The sequence below is a fragment of the Herbaspirillum frisingense GSF30 genome, from assembly GCF_000300975.2.
GTDB classification, from domain to species: domain Bacteria; phylum Pseudomonadota; class Gammaproteobacteria; order Burkholderiales; family Burkholderiaceae_D; genus Herbaspirillum; species Herbaspirillum frisingense.
Genome location: NZ_AEEC02000020.1, coordinates 41,890 through 58,677 on the forward strand (window position 1 = coordinate 41,890; position 16,788 = coordinate 58,677).

The window sequence follows — 16,788 nt, forward strand, 5'->3', positions numbered from 1 at the left end:
CTAAATTGCGAAGCAAAATTTGAGCTAAGTGTCTGATATAAATAGAATTCGCTCCGGACTTGTAATCAGGAGGGCGGGGCGACGAATTCCTCTGGCAGCCCGCATCTCATAAATACTTCAGAAGATGCAGGTGTAGTAACATGCTGCATCAATTTTCCCTCGCGCCTGTAATGTTCGATACCAGTACTTTTGACGATCCTTTTGTCCTTGATCCGGTAATCCGCCGCCGATGGGCGTTCATGGAAACCAGTTCTGCTGCAGCAGTATTACGCTTAGTATGTCCTAATGAATGGGCTGATATCGTCCATGTATTACGGTCGTTTGAGCTTGATCCTAAACAGTGGCTAAGGGCTGGCGGCAATCGAGGCGATATCGCCCAAGTGATTGATGGAATGTTTTCCCAACTTGGCTGGAAGGAGACGCGAGTAGATTTGTCTACTCAAGGAATCTTGCTGTCAAAAAAGCTCGAAGTTATTGAGCGCTTGCCAGCAGTTCATCAGGAAGGGTACTTAGTCGATAATTTCAAGGGCCGAGTCGCTCTTGACGTTGAATGGAATGCGAAGGATGGCAACCTGGACCGAGACTTATCGGCGTACCGCGCCTGGCATGAAGCTGGTGTAATTTCTGCTGCTGTTCTGATTACGCAGGACCGCGTACGATTGAAACAACTTGCCGAAATGCTGTGGCGTGACTATCAGCAGACGCTGCCCGAGACTCAGCGGAATTCAAAACTCCCGATTGACCTCAATACATCCACCACGACTAACCTTGAAAAGGCAGCGCTCCGCGTTCGGAGGGGGGTTATGGGAACATGTCCACTATTGATCGTCGCGGCAACTCCTGAAACATGGAACGGTCAGCCGTATAGGTAAAATTTTAAAGGGAGTTGCATTAACTCCCTTTCTCCTGTTAATCACTGCGGTTCATAACGTCACGATCAGGTCTGAGCGCGCAGGCTCAGCTTGCGAGTGATTTTGATAGGTATCCCAAGACGGGAAGTATGTTTCATCGGCTTGGTTGCCCCACACCGTCCAATTTTTCCGTTCACCACGAGCGAACATTTCAAGATACGGGCCAGGGCTACATGCTTCGATTAGCGGGTATTGCTCATCCGGTTTGCGTGAATGTTCACGCTTGCGAGTTGCTAAGAAATTTACTTGGCTTCTTGCAGGGGCAAGTGTTCTCGCATTTTTTCCTCGCACGCCAAAGAGAATCAACTCTGTGACATTTCTGAAATAAAAACCGACACCTCTGCCGTCAGGTCCTCCATCCTTACGGATCTTGTGCCAGACAAGGTTGCTTTTATATTCGAAGCCCCAAGCCTTAAGAACGGCAAGTCCTTCGGGCAAGAGAGCGTTAGGCACCCAAAGGTAGAGATGGCTCGTGTCTGCAGCTGCCGCCGCGACTGGCAACGCCTTTATATCGTCTAAGGTCATGGTTGGATAGCGATTGAGGCGTTTATGTTCTGGCGCAACCTTACCTGTGCGATTTTCAAATTGCCAAGGTGGGTCAGCGAGAATGGTTCCAAACTTCCTGCCGCCTACAAACTCGCGAAAATCTGCTGCTGCATCCTGCGGCTTGTCCACTGGTGGAATTTCTTTCATATCTTCCTTGTTATGCATTTTGCGACAACTGCAAATTAATCTGTTTTGATCCACCAAACCTGCCTTTTGTTGCTCCCCCTCGAGGCTTATTGGCTTCAAACTGGATACGATTCAGCGTCGCGCGATAATCCATCCCCGATTCAGCCATATCGCCCATTAACGCAGCGATGATCGCTAGATGAGGGGGGACCTCTCCATGTTTGGCATGGTTACTGATTGAGTTGGGACTCTGCTTAATTAGGTCAGCAAAGCCTTTTACGGTAAGCCCGGCTTTCCCGAGCTGCCGTCGGAATTCGTCGTAGGTCATGGCGGCAATCATAACAGACGTGGTGCTTTACACATTATATAATTTACCTATCAAATCAAATAGTGTGTACGGTAAATGATTTGATGTTTTACGGTTCTGAATTGCAATATTGGAGTTTAATTAAGCTTTAGTCTTTGTTTCTGAATAACAAATCCTGCCCCCGCAACCAAATACCAGAAAGCCGTTATCAGCGAAAGCCGATAGCGGTTTTTTGCTTTTCGGGCGGTGTGCTTACCACGTGAGCCACCTTATGCCTCAGATCAAAGCCCCTCGGATGTACCTGACCGCTGCGGTGCGTATGACTTCCTTCTCAAGACCGCAAAAAGCCCGGGAAGTCAGTCTCCGCAACGCAATATGAAATCTGTCACTGACGGATATTCGCTTTTTTATTGAAGTACGGTTGTTCCAAGAGAAGATAGGTCACCGAAGAAACCACGATTGAGCAAGTTAGTGTTATTGCGTAATAGGCCAACATTCCTATTTTGGAAGTGACAGGCGCAAGCCAGTTGAGCAGAAGCCAATTAAGAGAGATATGAACAAGATAGAAGGAATAGCTGATTTTCCCTAGGAATCGTAAAAACGGTGAGGAAAGGAGCCTCGCAATGATGCCATCTGTGGAAAAGCTCGCTTTAATCAACAGCGCGAAAAAAATATCTACCAGAACATAAAATCCACCTTGTAATGGCAAATCAAGGATGGTTAATGCATATCGGCTCCAGATCACTTGCATTGCGACGATGCCGATTATTGCAGCCACGGCGGCCATATCTGACCAGCATTTGGACATTGATGTTTTTTTTGATTGCCCAACAGCGCGATTCATTTCCGCAAAAAGGACGATTCCTATAACGAATCCAAAAAATCGCCCAGGCTCAATCCATTTAACACTAGTCACGTTTTGCATAGCGACGCACGAAAAGACCGTAAGCACTGTCAATAGGAGTGCTGCGCGAAGTGGTTGACCTGATGCAACTCGGGCGATCAGGAATATAAATAGGTAAAAGATCCATTCCCAGGTAAGTGTCCATATCAGGCCATACACGGGCATGTTCTTGATCAACGGCGCTAACAAAAACAAGTTGGCCAGCATGTCTATGACGGATGGAGACGCGCTCACCGCAAAAATATATAGAAATACGCCGAAAAAATGCATTGGCCCTAGCCGGTAAGCGCGTTTCTTCAAGAAGCTCGCGCTTGGGCGCGTGCCCTGCATGGAACGAATTATCAGGAAGCCGCTGACGACGAAAAACAGATCAACTCCGAGATGCCCAGCGCGTAAAACTGAGATTACTTGGTAGAAAAGCGAGGTCTTCTCTGAAAAGAAATTCGTTCCGGTGTAAAAGCCGAAAAAATGGACGTTAAAGACCATAAGAAGCGCGATCGCCCTGAGGCCATCCAGACCTCCCAATCGCGTCTCATCTAGACCAAATTTTCTCTTCAAATAGTCTGTTGCGGACCAAACGTTCGTAGAACTTGCCCTCGTCGCACTCATTATTCTCATGCTTAGTGCTTCCCCGTCGTGAATCACGGATTGTAAAGGAGTTTTGGTAGATATCTTTTGTGAAATGCAACTTTGGCCCGCCCTAGGCCCGGGCAGTACCTTGCCGATCTGTATAGGGCAGGGTATCGCCGGAAGCACTCTTGTGTGTTTTGTGGCGCGGCATAGCTAAAGACGCCGGATCAGGCTGAGAAAGGAAACGACGCTGAAATTCCTCCTGCAGCTTGGTCTCAGGTCACCACCAAGAGGGTGAGCAAGGTCGCCTTCAACCGCTCTTCGCCAAGCCGCGCACCAATGCCGCGCCAGTCACCATCCGAATCCGAAGTCCCGAATGATTGCGTTGCGGTTCAAGATCTTTCTATAGGTGCGCGGCCTGGTTGAAACCGTCGCCGGGAAGGCCACCCAGGCCGCAGGAGAGCCAGAAAACACGCAAAACGTGATTGCTGCTATGCCCGCTGCTGATCCTGAGTAGCGGTTGCGAAATGACTGAACGCGTAAATCCCCTCTGTTGCTGGCGCGCCCGCTATCGCAGACAACAACGATAACCGGATCCGTCCCATCTTCATCTGGAAGACCGACAAGCTGAGTCGGGGTGACCTGCGTCGGTAATTTGTAGCCAGTCAGGCAGTGAGTCGGTTGTCGATCATATTCGATTCCAGCCAGGCTCGACGGATCGTAGCTGGAGGTTGGTACTGATGTGCGCTATGCGGTCTGCGCTCGTTGTAGAACTGACGCCATCTTTCAATCAGCACTTTTGCCTCTGCCCGGCTGCGGAACCACTCCCGGTTAAGCAGTTCGTCACGCAGCTTGCCATTGAAGCTTTCCACGAATCCGTTCTGCCACGGACTGCCTGGCGCAATGAAGGCCGGACCAACTGAGGCATCCCGCAGCCAGCGCATGACCTTGGCCGCTGTGAACTCGGCTCCATTGTCCGACCGAACGTAGGCCGGCTTTCCATGTAACCGCATCAATCGCGAGAGCGTCAGGATGACATCCTGGGAGCGCAAACTGGCAGCAACTTCGATGGCCAGGCATTCCCGGGTGTATTCGTCGATCACACACAGCATCTTCAACGAGCGTCCATCCACCATCTGGTCATGAACAAAGTCGTAGCTCCAGACTGAATTAGGCTTGGTTGCTCCAGGTAACCGAATATCATTGCCGCATCGACGCCTGCGAGGCCGCTTTCGTGGAATGCCCAGTTTGAGCGCGCTCCAGAGCCGTCGCACTCGGGACTCGCCCAAGGCCAGCCAGGCAGACATACGCCGATAGCCGAAGCGAGGGACCTCTTGCGATGCCGCGATGAGCTGCTGCGTCAGGCTCCGATCCTTTTCAGGTTGTAGCAACTGATAACCCGCTACCCGCCGGCGCAGTTCCAGATAACGACATGCCTTGCGTTGCGACAGTCCCGACGAGTAAGGACTTCCAGCGCTTCGCGCCGGCCCGCGGAGGTCATCATTTTTTTCGGCTTAACTCCTTCAAGCCATCAATCACCAGCAGCTGCTCCGCCACCATGCGTTTGAGCTTGTCGTTCTCGGATTCAAGCTCTCTGAGCCGCCGGGCGTCCGGGACATCCATACCGCCAAACTTGTTTCTCCAGCGGTAAAAGGTCTGCTCAGTAATGTTGTGGCGCTTGCACAGATCTACCGTCGCAATCTCCTTGCTCTCTGCCTCTCGCAAGATGCTGATGATCTGTTCGTCCGTAAATCGCTTCTTCATTGAGTTCTCCTTGGCGTTAGCATAAAGAACTCACTTATCTAGTGGCTACAAAATTCGTCTCAGGTCAGGGGTGCCATCGAGCAGATCCTGGCGCACAACATGACACTGTCAGACCGGGTGCCAAGCAGGAGATGACGGCCCGTTAGTTCGCGTCTGATGAAGATATAAGTTGCAGGCTATCTTATCTGCACGGTGGGTAACTCATGGCTAACGATGATTCGCACGGCGTGTTATTTGACACCGTTTCGGTGCTTGGCTTTGCCGCTGTCACAAAGCGCTCACGCAACCTTCTGAAAATGTCCTGCGTCTCGCAGTCTCTTCAACTTTTTGATGATATTTGCGCCAAGCTTGACTCCCCATTTTTCCACTGTGTAATGCGTGGCCAGGCAGATCAGGAACAAGAGCATCAGGATGGCCATCCAGCGGTGCTCCGGGCGGATTGCATGCCAGCGTGATACCGCAGCCAGCAGATAGGCCCAGATCCAGTTGTGAAACAGATAAACGGAATACGTCAGGTTTGAGAGCAAAGTTACGGTTGATGATGCTTTGATATGATTTCGAAGGCCCCATACGGAAGCAAAAAGCAGGAAGCCCAGAATCTGAAAGTGGGTATCTTTATTGGCAGGGTTGAGGCCCGGCCACAGCGCTAGGGTGGAAACGATCGCATACAGTACATATCCCCAGCAGGCAGGCCGGCTTGCAAGTTGATGCTCCATCAAATAGATGCTTGAGCCAATGAACAGGAAAGGAAAGAATAAAGTCAGGTAACCATCGGTAAACGCACCTGTCCGGGGAAATGCCGGTGCCAGTTGGATTGCCAAGGTAAGAATGAAATAGATCAGGGGAAGGCGCGTTGTGTCTTTGAGCAAATTGAGGAGGCGGAGCGAACCCATGAGCAGATAAAAAGACATCTCCAGTCTGAGCGTCCATTCGACGCCCCCCAGACCATACGGTGTGGAAAACAAGTCGCCAATCAACAACAAGCGCTGCAGCAGGACCGGATAGGGCGGGAACGGAGTCTGTGCGACCCAGTGGCTCATTCCGACTTCTGCCAGCACTGCAAACATATAAAGCGGATAAATGCGGAATATCCGCTTGATCAAGAATGTTGGCGTATTTTCAGTCTGTAATACGTGACTGATGATGTAGCCTGAAACAAGGAAAAAGACCACGACGCCGGCGCCACCGCTCCACGCCAACGGCCGGATGAGATCGATCACAAAGCGGATTGTCGCGTGGATGTTAAGGTTGGCTGAAGCTAGTTCAAGCTGTCCGTAGAATTTGTGACCAATCAGGACACTGACAAAAGCGAACACCCGCAGACCGTCCAAAAATTCTATTCGCTTTTGCATAGCAATCTATGAAGATGACTGACAATAAAGCGCACATCATAGTGGAAGCTTGGATGTGAAGCTACTTTCAGTATTTCAAGCGGATGGTTGAAACGTCATCACTCCATTTCCTGATCTGATGGCGAGCTGCAATGCGAGAAAGGCGGTTGCGGCACCACCGTCGAAGTGATGATGAACTGCTCCCTTCAGCAAAAGCAGAGGTCGGGTGGCCAGTCAGACTTTTGGAATTCGGTAACGCAAAGAATCCCGGATTGCATTTCCCGTGCAGTGAGGTGTTTCATGTTCGTGTTAGCATGCCTTAACCTTCATTCTTCACGAAAGAGAGATGTCCATGTCGGAACAGGATCCCTGGATCACCCGCGCCGAAGAGCTCAAGACGCAGATGGAAGCGCTGCTGGTGGCTCAGCTTGAGGAATATGAACAGATGACGGTCAAGCTCGAACAGTGGAAGCAGAATCCCGGCGGTTCGTGGTTGACCGAGCAGGATTACCAGCCCTGGCAGGAAGCCCTGAAGAAGCTGGAAGCGGCGCAGCGTGACTTCGATGCGCACATCAGTTCGCGTGTGAAGAAATAAGCAGACTCCTGCGCCAAGCGCAGACGGACGCCGTGACCATACCTCGTCACGGCGTTTTCGTTTCTGCCTTGGTCCGATTCAGGACTTGAGCGCATCATCTTCCCTCGCACCGCAGGTCGGGGTGGAGCGCCGTCGGCGTCGCTTGCTCCAGCGGCGGGCGCGGTCAACCACGACTTCCATGTATTGCTGGCTGGTCTCGGGTTTGAGCAGGTATTCGACGGCGCCGGCTTCGATCAGGTCAGGCATTCCGGGTGGGTAGTCGCTGTCCGGGAAGACCACGATAGGTACGGCGCGGGTCGCCCGCCCCGACTTCATGGCCAGGATGAAATCCAGACCATTGTTTTCCATCATGGCCGGGTCGAGGAAGATCATGCCCGGCAGTACGCGGTCACTTTCCCGTCGGCCGCCCGACAACAGGCGCTCGATGGCGGCGTCGGCTTCGTCATACCATTGCAGCACGCAATGGAAATTGTTGCGCCAGAGCGCAAAGCGCGCCAGCTCTACTGCTTCGCCGTTCGACTCTATCATCAGTATGATCGGCGGTTTCATGATCTCGTCCTTCTCTGCAAGTGACCCTGATCACCGTTGCTGCGCCAAGGAATGATGGTTGCCTCTGCGGGCGTTTCTCCTGGCGTCTAACTTCAACTGCAGTCTGACAAAGATGAAGGGAAACTCATATCATGATTTTCCTGATGAGGCGTCTCTGTCGCTGCGATGACATTGGCCAACCAGTGCCGCGTGGTTCCCGGTTTGTGGGAAAGCGAGGATGTTCGGGTGGCGAGCCAAGGCCGCGATTGCAGTGTAAGCTGTTCGCTTCGAGCAGCGACGCCTCACGATAGAGTCGATCAAGCCAGTCCCATGCTATGGGAGGCGCGGTGTGGCGCAAACGCCCCGGCTCCAGTGCGCAGGGCGCCGGCCCAGTGGCGGCCCGTGGTGGCACGGGGCTTGCTGCATTTCAATGGGACGCCGGAGGCCGCTTGTCCTTCCTGCAGGCAGCCCGGTGTTCCGGATTTGAACAGGCAAAACATCATCATGAACGCACCATTGAAAACAGCCGCTTCGGAACCGACGAAGCAGACGCTGGATATCCTCAAGACCCTCATCGGTTTTAATACCATCAGTCGTGAATCCAACCTGGGCCTGATCGAATGGGTCCGCGATTACCTCGAACGCCACGGCGCCGTCACCCGCCTGACCTACGACGCCGAACGGCGCAAGGCCAACCTCTTCGCCACCATTGGCGATGCCGGGCCAGGCCGCTTCGGGACCGTCTTTTCCGGGCATACCGATGTGGTGCCGGTGAAGGGGCAGAACTGGGATACCGATCCCTTTGTGGCACTCGTCGCGGATGGCAAATTGTTCGGTCGCGGCGCGTGTGACATGAAGGGTTTCATCGCCGTCTGCCTGGCACGCCTGCCCGCCATCGACCAGGGCCGCCTGCAGACGCCCTTGCACTTTTCCTTCTCCTACGATGAAGAGGTGGGCTGCCTGGGGGTGCGCGAACTGCTGGCCGACCTGCAGCAGAATGACATCAAGCCCACTGGCGTGATCATTGGCGAGCCGACCATGATGCAGCCGGTCATCGCGCACAAGGGCAAGCGTTCCTACCGCTGCTGCGTGCATGGACATGCGGCGCATTCGTCCTGTCCGCATCTGGGCATCAACAGCATCGACTACGCCGCGATGATGCAGTTGAAGATTCGTGAAATCGCCCTGCGGGTGCGCAACTCCGAGGTGCAGGACTACGACTTCGATGTGCCGTATTCCTCCATCGTGACCACCCTGTCTAATGGCGGCAATGCGCCCAACATCATCCCGGACAAGGCCGAGTTTGTCTTCGAGCACCGCTTCCTGCCGGGCATCGATCCGGCCGAGGTCTTCGACGAAGTGAAGCGTTATGCCGAGCAGGAAGTGCTGCCGCAGATGCATATCGAAGGCGCGCAGGGGCGTATCGAGTTCGAGACTCTGACCGCCTATCCCGGCATGAGTACGCCGGCCGATGATCCCCTGGTGACCTCGGCGCTGCGCATTCTCGGCAGCGAGCGGGCGCGCAAGGTGGGCTTCGGGACCGAAGGCGGCCTGTTCGGCCAGGCCGGGATGCCGGCGGTGATCTGTGGGCCGGGCGACATCGTCCATGCCCACAAGCCCAATGAATTCGTCACGCTGGAACAACTGGCGCGTTGCGAGAGTTTCTTCGACAACTTCATCGCTTCAGCGCATCTGGCGCCAGTCTGAACCATCCGGCATCGTCGAAAAAAAAGCGCTTGGCCCCGTGGGCAAGCGCTTTTTTTGCGTGGCGAGCGTGCTCAGGTGGCGGTGCGCACGCGCTTGTCCAGCGAGGCGGAGAAGGCCACGGTGGCCAGACCCAGCAAGGCGAAGACCGAGCCGATCAGGGGCAGGTCGGTCAGCGGCAGGCCGGCCGAGATCGCCAGGCCACCCACCCATGCACCGGTGGCATTGCCCAGGTTGAAGGCACCCTGATTCAGGGTCGAGGCCAGATTGGGGGCACCGCGGGCGGTATCGAGCACCCGGATCTGCGCGCCCGGTACTACTGCGAAGGCGAATGCACCCCAGGCAAACATGGTGACCAACGTGGGCCACTTGTAATGGCTGGTGAAGGAGAACAGGCCCAGCACGATGGCGATGCAGAGGAACACGGCGCACATGACCGGCATCAGTTTCCAGTCGGCCAGCTTGCCGCCGACCAGCCCGCCGACGGTGATGCCGGCGCCGAACAGCAGCAGCACCCAGCTCTCCTGTTGCGTGGTGAAGCCGGTCACGTCCAGCAGGATGTAGGCGATGTAGGTGATCACGCTGAACATGCTGATCGAGGCCAGCGTCGAGGTCAGCAGCGACAGCTGTACGCGGGTATCGATGATGGAGCGGAACTCCTGGAAGATATTGCCACCCTGCATGGGGATTTTCCTGGGCAGCATGGCCCACAGCATGATGGCGGCCAGTACGCCGATGCCGGTCACCACGCCGAAGGTGGAACGCCACCCGGCTGCGTGGCCGAAGGCCGTTCCCAGCGGTACGCCCAGGATATTGGCCACGGTCAGGCCGGTGAACATCAGCGCCACCGCCTGCGCACGCTTCTGCGGCGAGACCAGCTCGGCCGCCACCACCGAGCCGATGCCAAAGAAGGCCGCGTGGCAGAAGGCCGTGACCACCCGGGCCACCATCAGGAACACATAGTTGGGGGCGACCGCGCACAGCACGTTACCGAGGATGAACAGGCACATCAATCCCACCAGCGCCTGCTTGCGCGGCCATTTTGCCGTGAGGATGGCCAGGATGGGCGCACCGGCCGCCACGCCCAGGGCATAGCCGGACACCAGCATGCCGGCTGCCGGCGCCGATACGCCCAGGTCGCGTGCCACGTCGGGCAGCAGGCCCATGATGACGAATTCGGTGGTGCCGATGCCGAAGGCGGCAACAGCAAGGGCAAACAGGGGCCAGTTCATGCGCATTCCAGGTGGGAGGGGTGAAGGAAGGGCGCGACGTGGAGGTCGCGCAAAGCCGCCAGTTTACCGTCCTATGGGATCGCCTGCAGGACTCAGGCCGGATCGGCCGCCAGCGGACGGGCGAACCAGCTCTTCAACACCGACATCAGTGCCCCGTAGGCGGGCAGGAAGAACAACAGGCTGATGGCGATCTTGAAGCCGTAATCCACCAGCGCGATCTCCACCCAGTGCGCGGCCATGAAGGGGTCGCTGCTGCGCCAGAAGGCAATCGAGAAGAAGGCGACGGTATCGCTGGCATTGCCGAAGATCATCGACACCGAGGGCGCCAGCCACCAGTGGCGCGAGGCGCGCAGGCGGTTGAAGACCTGTACGTCCAGTACCTGGCCCAGCACGTAGGCCATGAAGCTGGCTGCCGCGATGCGTGCCACGAATACGTTGAAGTGCGCCAGCGCGCCAAAACCCTGCCACTGGCCCATGTAGAACAGCGCCGAGATGCCGTAGGAAATGAACAGCGCCGGCAGCATCACCGCGAAGATGATGCGACGCGCCAGGGTAGCGCCGAAGAAGCGAACCGTCAGGTCGGTGGCCAGGAAGATGAAGGGAAAGCTGAACGCACCCCAGGTGGTGTGCAGCCCGAAAATGGACACCGGCAATTGCACGAGGTAATTGCTGGAAGTGATCACCAGCAGGTGGAACAGCGAAAGCCAGGTCAGCACGGCCGCGTGGCGGCGCAAGTCGAGAGTCGTCATCAGAACCTTTTTGATGGATGGGGGTGAGGGAACCCATGGAACAGAGGCCTGGCCCTAAATTAAAACGGCTGAACCAGACACGGAAGGGGCAAGATTCTAGCATAGTACCGCCTCTGCCCGCCGGCCTGGCCGCATGGCGGCGCGCTTGAGGTACACTTCTGCGCTTTTGGGCAGGCGCAATGAACAGCAACAAGGCAACCCTGATCGGATTGACCGCCGTCGTTCTCTGGAGCGCCATCGTCGGCCTGATCCGTGGCGTGAGCGAACATCTGGGCGCCACCGGCGGGGCGGCAGCGATCTATACGGTGGCCTCGTTGATCCTGCTGGCGTCGGTGGGTTTTCCGCGCCTGTCCAGCTTTCCACGCAAATACCTGCTGTGGGGTAGCGTGCTGTTCGTGGCCTACGAGTTGTGCCTGTCACTGTCGATCGGTTACGCCCATAGCGGGCGCCAGGCCATCGAGGTGGGCATGGTCAATTATCTCTGGCCGACCTTCACCATGATCGCGGCCATCCTGTTCGGCGGGCAGCGGGCCAGCCTGCTGGTGGTGCCGGGCTTTCTTCTTTCCATGCTGGGAATCTGCTGGGTGCTGGGCGGCGACCAGGGGCTGGACGTGGCCGGCATGCTGGTCAACATCCAGGACAACCCGCTCAGCTATGGCCTGGCCTTCGCCGGCGCCGTCATCTGGGCCGCCTACTGCACCGTGACGACCCGCATCGCCGGCGGCCAGAACGGCGTGACGCCGTTTTTCATGCTGGTGGCGCTTGCCTTGTGGGGCAAGTTCCTGCTGGGTGGTCATGCCGGAGAGATGTCATTGAGCCTGCCGGCGCTGGTCTACCTGCTGCTGGCGGCGGCCGCCATGGGACTGGGCTATGCGGCGTGGAACGTCGGCATCCTGCACGGCAAAGTGACGGTGCTGGCGGGCGCATCCTATTTCATCCCGGTGTTGTCGTCGGCCCTGTCGGCGCTGCTGTTGCAGGCGCCGCTGCCGGCCTCGTTCTGGGTCGGCGCGGCGCTGGTGTGTGCCGGTTCCATCCTGTGCTGGCGGGCCACGCGCAGCCAGGCTGGCGTGGCCTAGGTCCGGATCAGAACCTGTAGCTCACGCCGATGCGGACGACCGGATACAGGTTGTAGCCATGCACCTTGTCGCTGAGTTCGGCGTTTTCCGCAGCGACGTCGGTGGCCAGACGGGCGCACAGGGCAGCGGGGGCGTTGCATCCCGAATTGCTGACCGAGGTCGAGGCATTGCCCTGGAACATGACCCCCAGATCAGCCGTCACGCCCCAGCCGCGGTTGGGCGCTGCGGCATTGCCATAGCCCAGGCCCAGGTAGGGTGCGAACTTCTTGAAATCGATGCGGCCATCCACCTGGCCGGCCTGGGCCGCGGTATAGACATTGCCGTTGATGGTGTAGATGCCGTTGGCCTTGGGCTTGCCGGTGGCGTCGATCTTGTTGCCGTTGTAGATCACGCCGCCCGAGAGGCGAAAGCCGTTGTAGAAGGGGAACCAGTCCAGCAAGGCATCGAAGGTGCGCAGCTTGGCCCGGGCGTCGTAATTGACGTCATTGGTGCTGGAATTGAACGAGTAATCGAAGTAGTTGACACCGAAGCGCGCATTGAGCTGCTGGGCCAGCGGGACGCTCAGGTGAACGCCCACGCCGGTGGTGCCGACCTCGCCGCTGAGACCGAGGTTGGCGGCATGAACGCTGCCCAGGCTGGCGGCGCCCAGGCCGATGAGGCAAGCACAGGAAAGATGAAGACGGTGCACGAAGAATCCCCCGGGATAATAGAAAAGTGATGGTTCAGGCAGATGCAGACCTGACCATCGCAGCCTATGGTTGAGGGGGAGAAGGTGTAAAGCGCGACAGTGCCGAAAAGCAATGAAAGGGAAGCCCCGGCAAACGGTCGCGTTCCCTTTACGCCACAGTGCGGACTCGCTTCACGCTGGCTTGATGTCGCTTCGTCAACCCGGCCGGTGGGCGCCATTCACGGCCAGGTAGATCGCATACAGCGAGGTCGTGGCCGTGATGAACAGGCGATTGTGCCGCGGCCCGCCGAAGCAGACATTGGAAACGACCTCCGGCACCCGGATCTTGCCCAGCAGGCATCCATCCGGCGCGTAGCAGTGCACGCCGTCGCCGGCGCTGGTCCAGACATTGCCCAGCGCATCGACCCGGAAGCCGTCGGCCAGGCCGGGCGTGATCGTGGCGAAGACACGGCCGCCGCTGAGCTGGCCATCGTCGTCGACGTTGAAGACGCGGATATGGTGCGGCCCATCGGCGCGATGGGTGCGGCCGGTGTCGGCGATGTAGAGCCGCTTTTCATCGGGCGAGAAGGCCAGGCCGTTGGGGCGCTCGAAATCATGGCTGACCAGTGTCAGCGCACCGCTCTGGCCGTCGATGCGATAGACGTGGCAGCCACCGATCTCGCTGTCGGCCTTGTGGCCTTCGTAATCGCTGTCGATGCCATAGGCCGGATCGGTGAACCAGATCGAACCATCCGACCTGACCACCACGTCGTTGGGTGAATTGAGACGCTTGCCCTGCCAGTGCGAGGCCAGTACCGTGCGGCGCCCATCGTGCTCGGTGCGCACCACGGCACGCGCGCCATGCAGGCAGCCTACGATGCGGCCCTCGCGGTCCAGGGTATTGCCGTTGTTGTAGTCGGAGGGCTGGCGGAACACGCCGGCCCCTGCGCCTTCCGACCAGCGCAGCAGGCGATTGTTGGGGATATCGCTCCAGATCAGTTCATCGGTGGCCGGCAGATAGACCGGGCCCTCGGTCCAGCGACTGCCCCCGTGCAGGCAGTCCAGGCGGGCGCTCGGGACGATCAGGCTGGAAAAGCGGGGATCGCAATGTTCGTAGGGGTTGGCCGGCAGGCTGGAGGGTATGGGGGAACAGGTGGGCGAAGCGGCGAGCGAAGGGGTGGTCATGGAGTCTCCTTGGTCTGTAGCCTATCGTGATTGCAGGGCGATACTATGCTGGACAGGATGATAACCCGTGGCCATGCCGCGTCAGAAAAGGGACGGGACGGACGGCAGAAGCAGGACCTGGCTAGCCCTTTGATGCATATCAATGTAGTCCGGGTATGAAGTGACTATCCTGCAAGCTCCAGTCAATACCAGCTCGCCCGGTGGGCTCGCGGCCCAGCGCATGTGCGCGCCGCGTCAGTCCGGCGCGGCGGCCGGCCAGGAGCATCGCATGCAAGTCGCCCATCCGTCCACCCTGCATCCTTCCGCCAGTCTCGCCGGCATGAACAAGAGCGTGCTGCGCAAAATGGACCAGCGTGGCCCGCGTTATACGTCCTATCCCACGGCCGATCGTTTTTCCAACGACTTCGCCGTGACCGACTACCTGCATGCGGTCTCCGACCGTCGCAGCATGAGCGCCTGGCGCGCCTTGTCGCTCTATCTGCACATTCCGTTCTGCGACACCATCTGCTACTACTGCGCCTGCAACAAGATCGTCACCAAGAACCGCTCCAAGGCGGCGCTCTACCTGAGCTACCTCAAGCGCGAGATCAGCATGCAGGGCTCGCTGTTCTCGGGCATGAACCAGGTCGAGCAGCTGCATTTCGGCGGCGGTACGCCGACCTATCTCTCGGACGAACAGATGTCGGACCTGATGGACCACATTCGTCATTGCTTCGCTCTGGCACCTGATCACGTGGGGGAATACTCGATCGAAATCGATCCCCGCACCGTGTCGGTGGAACGCATCCACAAGCTGCGCCAGCAGGGCTTCAATCGCGTCAGCCTGGGTGTGCAGGATTTCGATCCGGAAGTGCAGCTTGCGGTGAACCGCGTGCAATCCGAGGAACAGACGCTGCAGATCATCCAGGCCGCGCGTGACGCCGGCTTCCGTTCGGTCAGCATCGATCTGATCTATGGCCTGCCCAGGCAGAACGTGATGTCGATGTCGCGCACGCTCTCCAAGGTGATCGCCGCCAGCCCCGACCGCATCGCCGTCTACAACTACGCGCACATGCCGCAGCTGTTCAAGACCCAGCGCCAGATCAAGGAAGACGAGTTGCCCAGCGCCGACAGCAAGCTGGACATGCTGTCCCTGTGCATCCGCCAGCTGACGGCAGCCGGCTATGTCTACATCGGCATGGACCACTTCGCCAAGCCGACCGACGACCTGGCCATCGCCCAGCAGCAGGGGCGTCTGCACCGCAACTTCCAGGGCTATTCCACCCATTCCGAAACCGACCTGGTGGCCTGCGGCGTCTCGGCCATCAGCGCCGTTGGCGGCAGTTACAGCCAGAACGAAAAGACCCTGGACGACTACTACGCCCGTCTGGAAAACTCGACCCTGCCCATCGCCCGCGGCATCCAGCTGGGCATGGACGATGTGCTGCGTCGCCTGATCATCCAGCGCCTGATGTGCAACTTCGAGTTGTCGATCAATTCGCTGGAAATCGCCTATCCCATCGTCTTCCGCGAATACTTCGCTACCGAGATGGAAAAGCTGAAGCAGCTGGAAGAAGACGGTCTGATCAAGATCGAACCCGAGTGGATCACCGTCGAACCCAAGGGCCGCCTGCTGATCCGCAATATCTGCATGGTCTTCGACCGCTACCTGACGCAGGATCGCGAGAAGGCCGCGAGCCAGAACAAGGACGCACCACAGCGCTATTCGCAGACGGTCTGAGGGGAGCCGACGTGAACCTGCTACCGATCTTCCTGGTGGGCCTGATGGGTAGCGTCCATTGCATCGGCATGTGCGGCGGCATCGTCGGTGCGCTCAGTTCGGCAGGTCCGGGCCGGGCCGCGTCGGCGCGTACACCGGTCACGCTGTCGGCCTCCGCACTCGGCGCGGTTGAGCCCGGGGCTCTTCGCCGTGTCATTCCCATCCAAATTGCGGGCGGTAGCACTGGCACCGTCCCGGTCTTCACGCAGGACCTGGTACGTGTGTTGAGCTACAACCTCGGTCGCCTCTCCAGCTATGCGCTGGCAGGTGCCCTGGCTGGTGGCATCGCAGCCGGGCTCTTGCGGGGTGCGGACGTGCTCGGCTGGCTGGCACCGGCGCAGACGGCCGCCTATGTGATGACCAATCTCGTCCTCGTTCTGCTTGGGCTGTACCTGACCCAATGGTGGACGGGCATGACCCGCATCGAACAGCTGGGCAGCGGCCTCTGGGCGCGCCTGCGTCCGCATGCGGCACGCCTGGTGCCGGTCGATACGCCCCAGAAGGCCTTGCTACTGGGCAGCCTGTGGGGCTGGTTGCCCTGCGGGATGGTCTACAGCGCCTTGCTCACTGCCCTGATGGCCGGTAGCGCCGTGCAGGGTGCGCTGACCATGCTGGCCTTCGGCGCTGGCACACTGCCGGTGTTGCTGGCGGCGGGTTTGTCCGGGGCGCGCCTGCGGCAACTGGCGTCACGGCCGGCAGTCCGCCGCGCGGCCGGCGTGATCGTGCTGGCATTCGGCATACTGGGCTTGCTGCGTGCCGCCGAGATCGGCGGCATGGGCATCGCCCGTGGCTGGATCGATGTGTTCTGCATCACGCCAGGACATGGAGCTTGAG

General features: G+C 58.1%; 15 protein-coding genes and 1 pseudogene. 6 read left to right on the plus strand and 10 right to left on the minus strand.

The window, feature by feature from the left end; genetic code table 11:
* Nucleotides 1-140 precede the first annotated feature (140 nt).
* Entirely contained in the window at nt 141-872 is a 732-nt protein-coding gene (locus HFRIS_RS14810; protein ID WP_244436302.1) for a BglII/BstYI family type II restriction endonuclease, read from the plus strand.
* Nucleotides 873-923: 51 nt separating this feature from the next.
* Here HFRIS_RS14810 and HFRIS_RS24885 read toward each other — a convergent pair whose 3' ends face one another.
* The 5 genes and pseudogenes from HFRIS_RS24885 to HFRIS_RS14835 form a co-directional block, all read right to left on the minus strand.
* Nucleotides 924-1,622 carry an MT-A70 family methyltransferase gene (locus tag HFRIS_RS24885; protein ID WP_152486702.1) on the minus strand — a complete coding sequence of 233 codons (699 nt, stop codon included), beginning with the start codon at nt 1,620-1,622 and terminating at the stop codon, nt 924-926.
* Complete coding sequence (locus HFRIS_RS14815) at nt 1,615-1,911, minus strand: hypothetical protein (RefSeq protein WP_026052351.1); 297 nt, start codon at nt 1,909-1,911, stop codon at nt 1,615-1,617. The genes HFRIS_RS24885 and HFRIS_RS14815 overlap by 8 nt, the downstream gene beginning before the upstream one ends.
* Nucleotides 1,912-2,275: 364 nt before the next feature.
* Complete coding sequence (locus tag HFRIS_RS14820; protein WP_161625980.1) at nt 2,276-3,352, minus strand: acyltransferase family protein; 1,077 nt, start codon at nt 3,350-3,352, stop codon at nt 2,276-2,278.
* Between the two features lie 677 nt (nt 3,353-4,029).
* Nucleotides 4,030-5,128, minus strand: a pseudogene (locus HFRIS_RS24890) (IS3 family transposase).
* 278 nt (nt 5,129-5,406) lie between these two features.
* A complete protein-coding gene (locus HFRIS_RS14835; protein WP_006464210.1) occupies nt 5,407-6,480 on the minus strand; it encodes an acyltransferase family protein in 1,074 nt (357 codons plus the stop codon).
* Nucleotides 6,481-6,811: 331 nt separating this feature from the next.
* Here HFRIS_RS14835 and HFRIS_RS14840 point away from each other — a divergent pair, with 331 nt between their 5' ends.
* Nucleotides 6,812-7,054, plus strand: a complete 243-nt coding sequence (locus tag HFRIS_RS14840) for a hypothetical protein (RefSeq protein WP_006464211.1) — start codon at nt 6,812-6,814, stop codon at nt 7,052-7,054.
* A gap of 78 nt (nt 7,055-7,132) precedes the next feature.
* Here HFRIS_RS14840 and HFRIS_RS14845 read toward each other — a convergent pair whose 3' ends face one another.
* On the minus strand, nt 7,133-7,603 hold the full coding sequence (locus HFRIS_RS14845; protein ID WP_006464212.1) for a response regulator: 471 nt from the start codon (nt 7,601-7,603) through the stop codon (nt 7,133-7,135).
* Between the two features lie 483 nt (nt 7,604-8,086).
* Here HFRIS_RS14845 and argE point away from each other — a divergent pair, with 483 nt between their 5' ends.
* The gene (gene argE / locus HFRIS_RS14850; RefSeq protein WP_039875912.1) at nt 8,087-9,289 is read left to right on the plus strand and encodes an acetylornithine deacetylase; all 1,203 of its coding nucleotides are present in this window, start codon (nt 8,087-8,089) and stop codon (nt 9,287-9,289) included.
* 71 nt (nt 9,290-9,360) lie between these two features.
* Here argE and HFRIS_RS14855 read toward each other — a convergent pair whose 3' ends face one another.
* Nucleotides 9,361-10,518, minus strand: a complete 1,158-nt coding sequence (locus HFRIS_RS14855; RefSeq protein WP_006464214.1) for an MFS transporter — start codon at nt 10,516-10,518, stop codon at nt 9,361-9,363.
* Between the two features lie 92 nt (nt 10,519-10,610).
* Entirely contained in the window at nt 10,611-11,267 is a 657-nt protein-coding gene (locus HFRIS_RS14860) for a 7-cyano-7-deazaguanine/7-aminomethyl-7-deazaguanine transporter (RefSeq protein WP_006464215.1), read from the minus strand.
* A gap of 179 nt (nt 11,268-11,446) precedes the next feature.
* Here HFRIS_RS14860 and yddG point away from each other — a divergent pair, with 179 nt between their 5' ends.
* Nucleotides 11,447-12,343, plus strand: a complete 897-nt coding sequence (gene yddG / locus HFRIS_RS14865) for an aromatic amino acid DMT transporter YddG (RefSeq protein WP_006464216.1) — start codon at nt 11,447-11,449, stop codon at nt 12,341-12,343.
* A 7-nt stretch (nt 12,344-12,350) separates the two neighbouring features.
* Here the strand turns inward: yddG and HFRIS_RS14870 are convergent, their stop codons facing one another.
* Together HFRIS_RS14870 and HFRIS_RS14875 are read right to left on the minus strand one after the other, a co-directional pair.
* Complete coding sequence (locus HFRIS_RS14870; protein WP_006464217.1) at nt 12,351-13,031, minus strand: hypothetical protein; 681 nt, start codon at nt 13,029-13,031, stop codon at nt 12,351-12,353.
* Nucleotides 13,032-13,226: 195 nt separating this feature from the next.
* The gene (locus tag HFRIS_RS14875; protein WP_006464218.1) at nt 13,227-14,195 is read right to left on the minus strand and encodes an SMP-30/gluconolactonase/LRE family protein; all 969 of its coding nucleotides are present in this window, start codon (nt 14,193-14,195) and stop codon (nt 13,227-13,229) included.
* Between the two features lie 268 nt (nt 14,196-14,463).
* On the opposite strand from HFRIS_RS14875, the gene hemN reads away from it, so the two are divergent.
* Together hemN and HFRIS_RS14885 are read left to right on the plus strand one after the other, a co-directional pair.
* A complete protein-coding gene (hemN, locus tag HFRIS_RS14880) occupies nt 14,464-15,915 on the plus strand; it encodes an oxygen-independent coproporphyrinogen III oxidase (protein ID WP_006464219.1) in 1,452 nt (483 codons plus the stop codon).
* Between the two features lie 11 nt (nt 15,916-15,926).
* On the plus strand, nt 15,927-16,787 hold the full coding sequence (locus HFRIS_RS14885; RefSeq protein ID WP_006464220.1) for a sulfite exporter TauE/SafE family protein: 861 nt from the start codon (nt 15,927-15,929) through the stop codon (nt 16,785-16,787).
* The last annotated feature ends 1 nt before the right edge of the window (nt 16,788 follow it).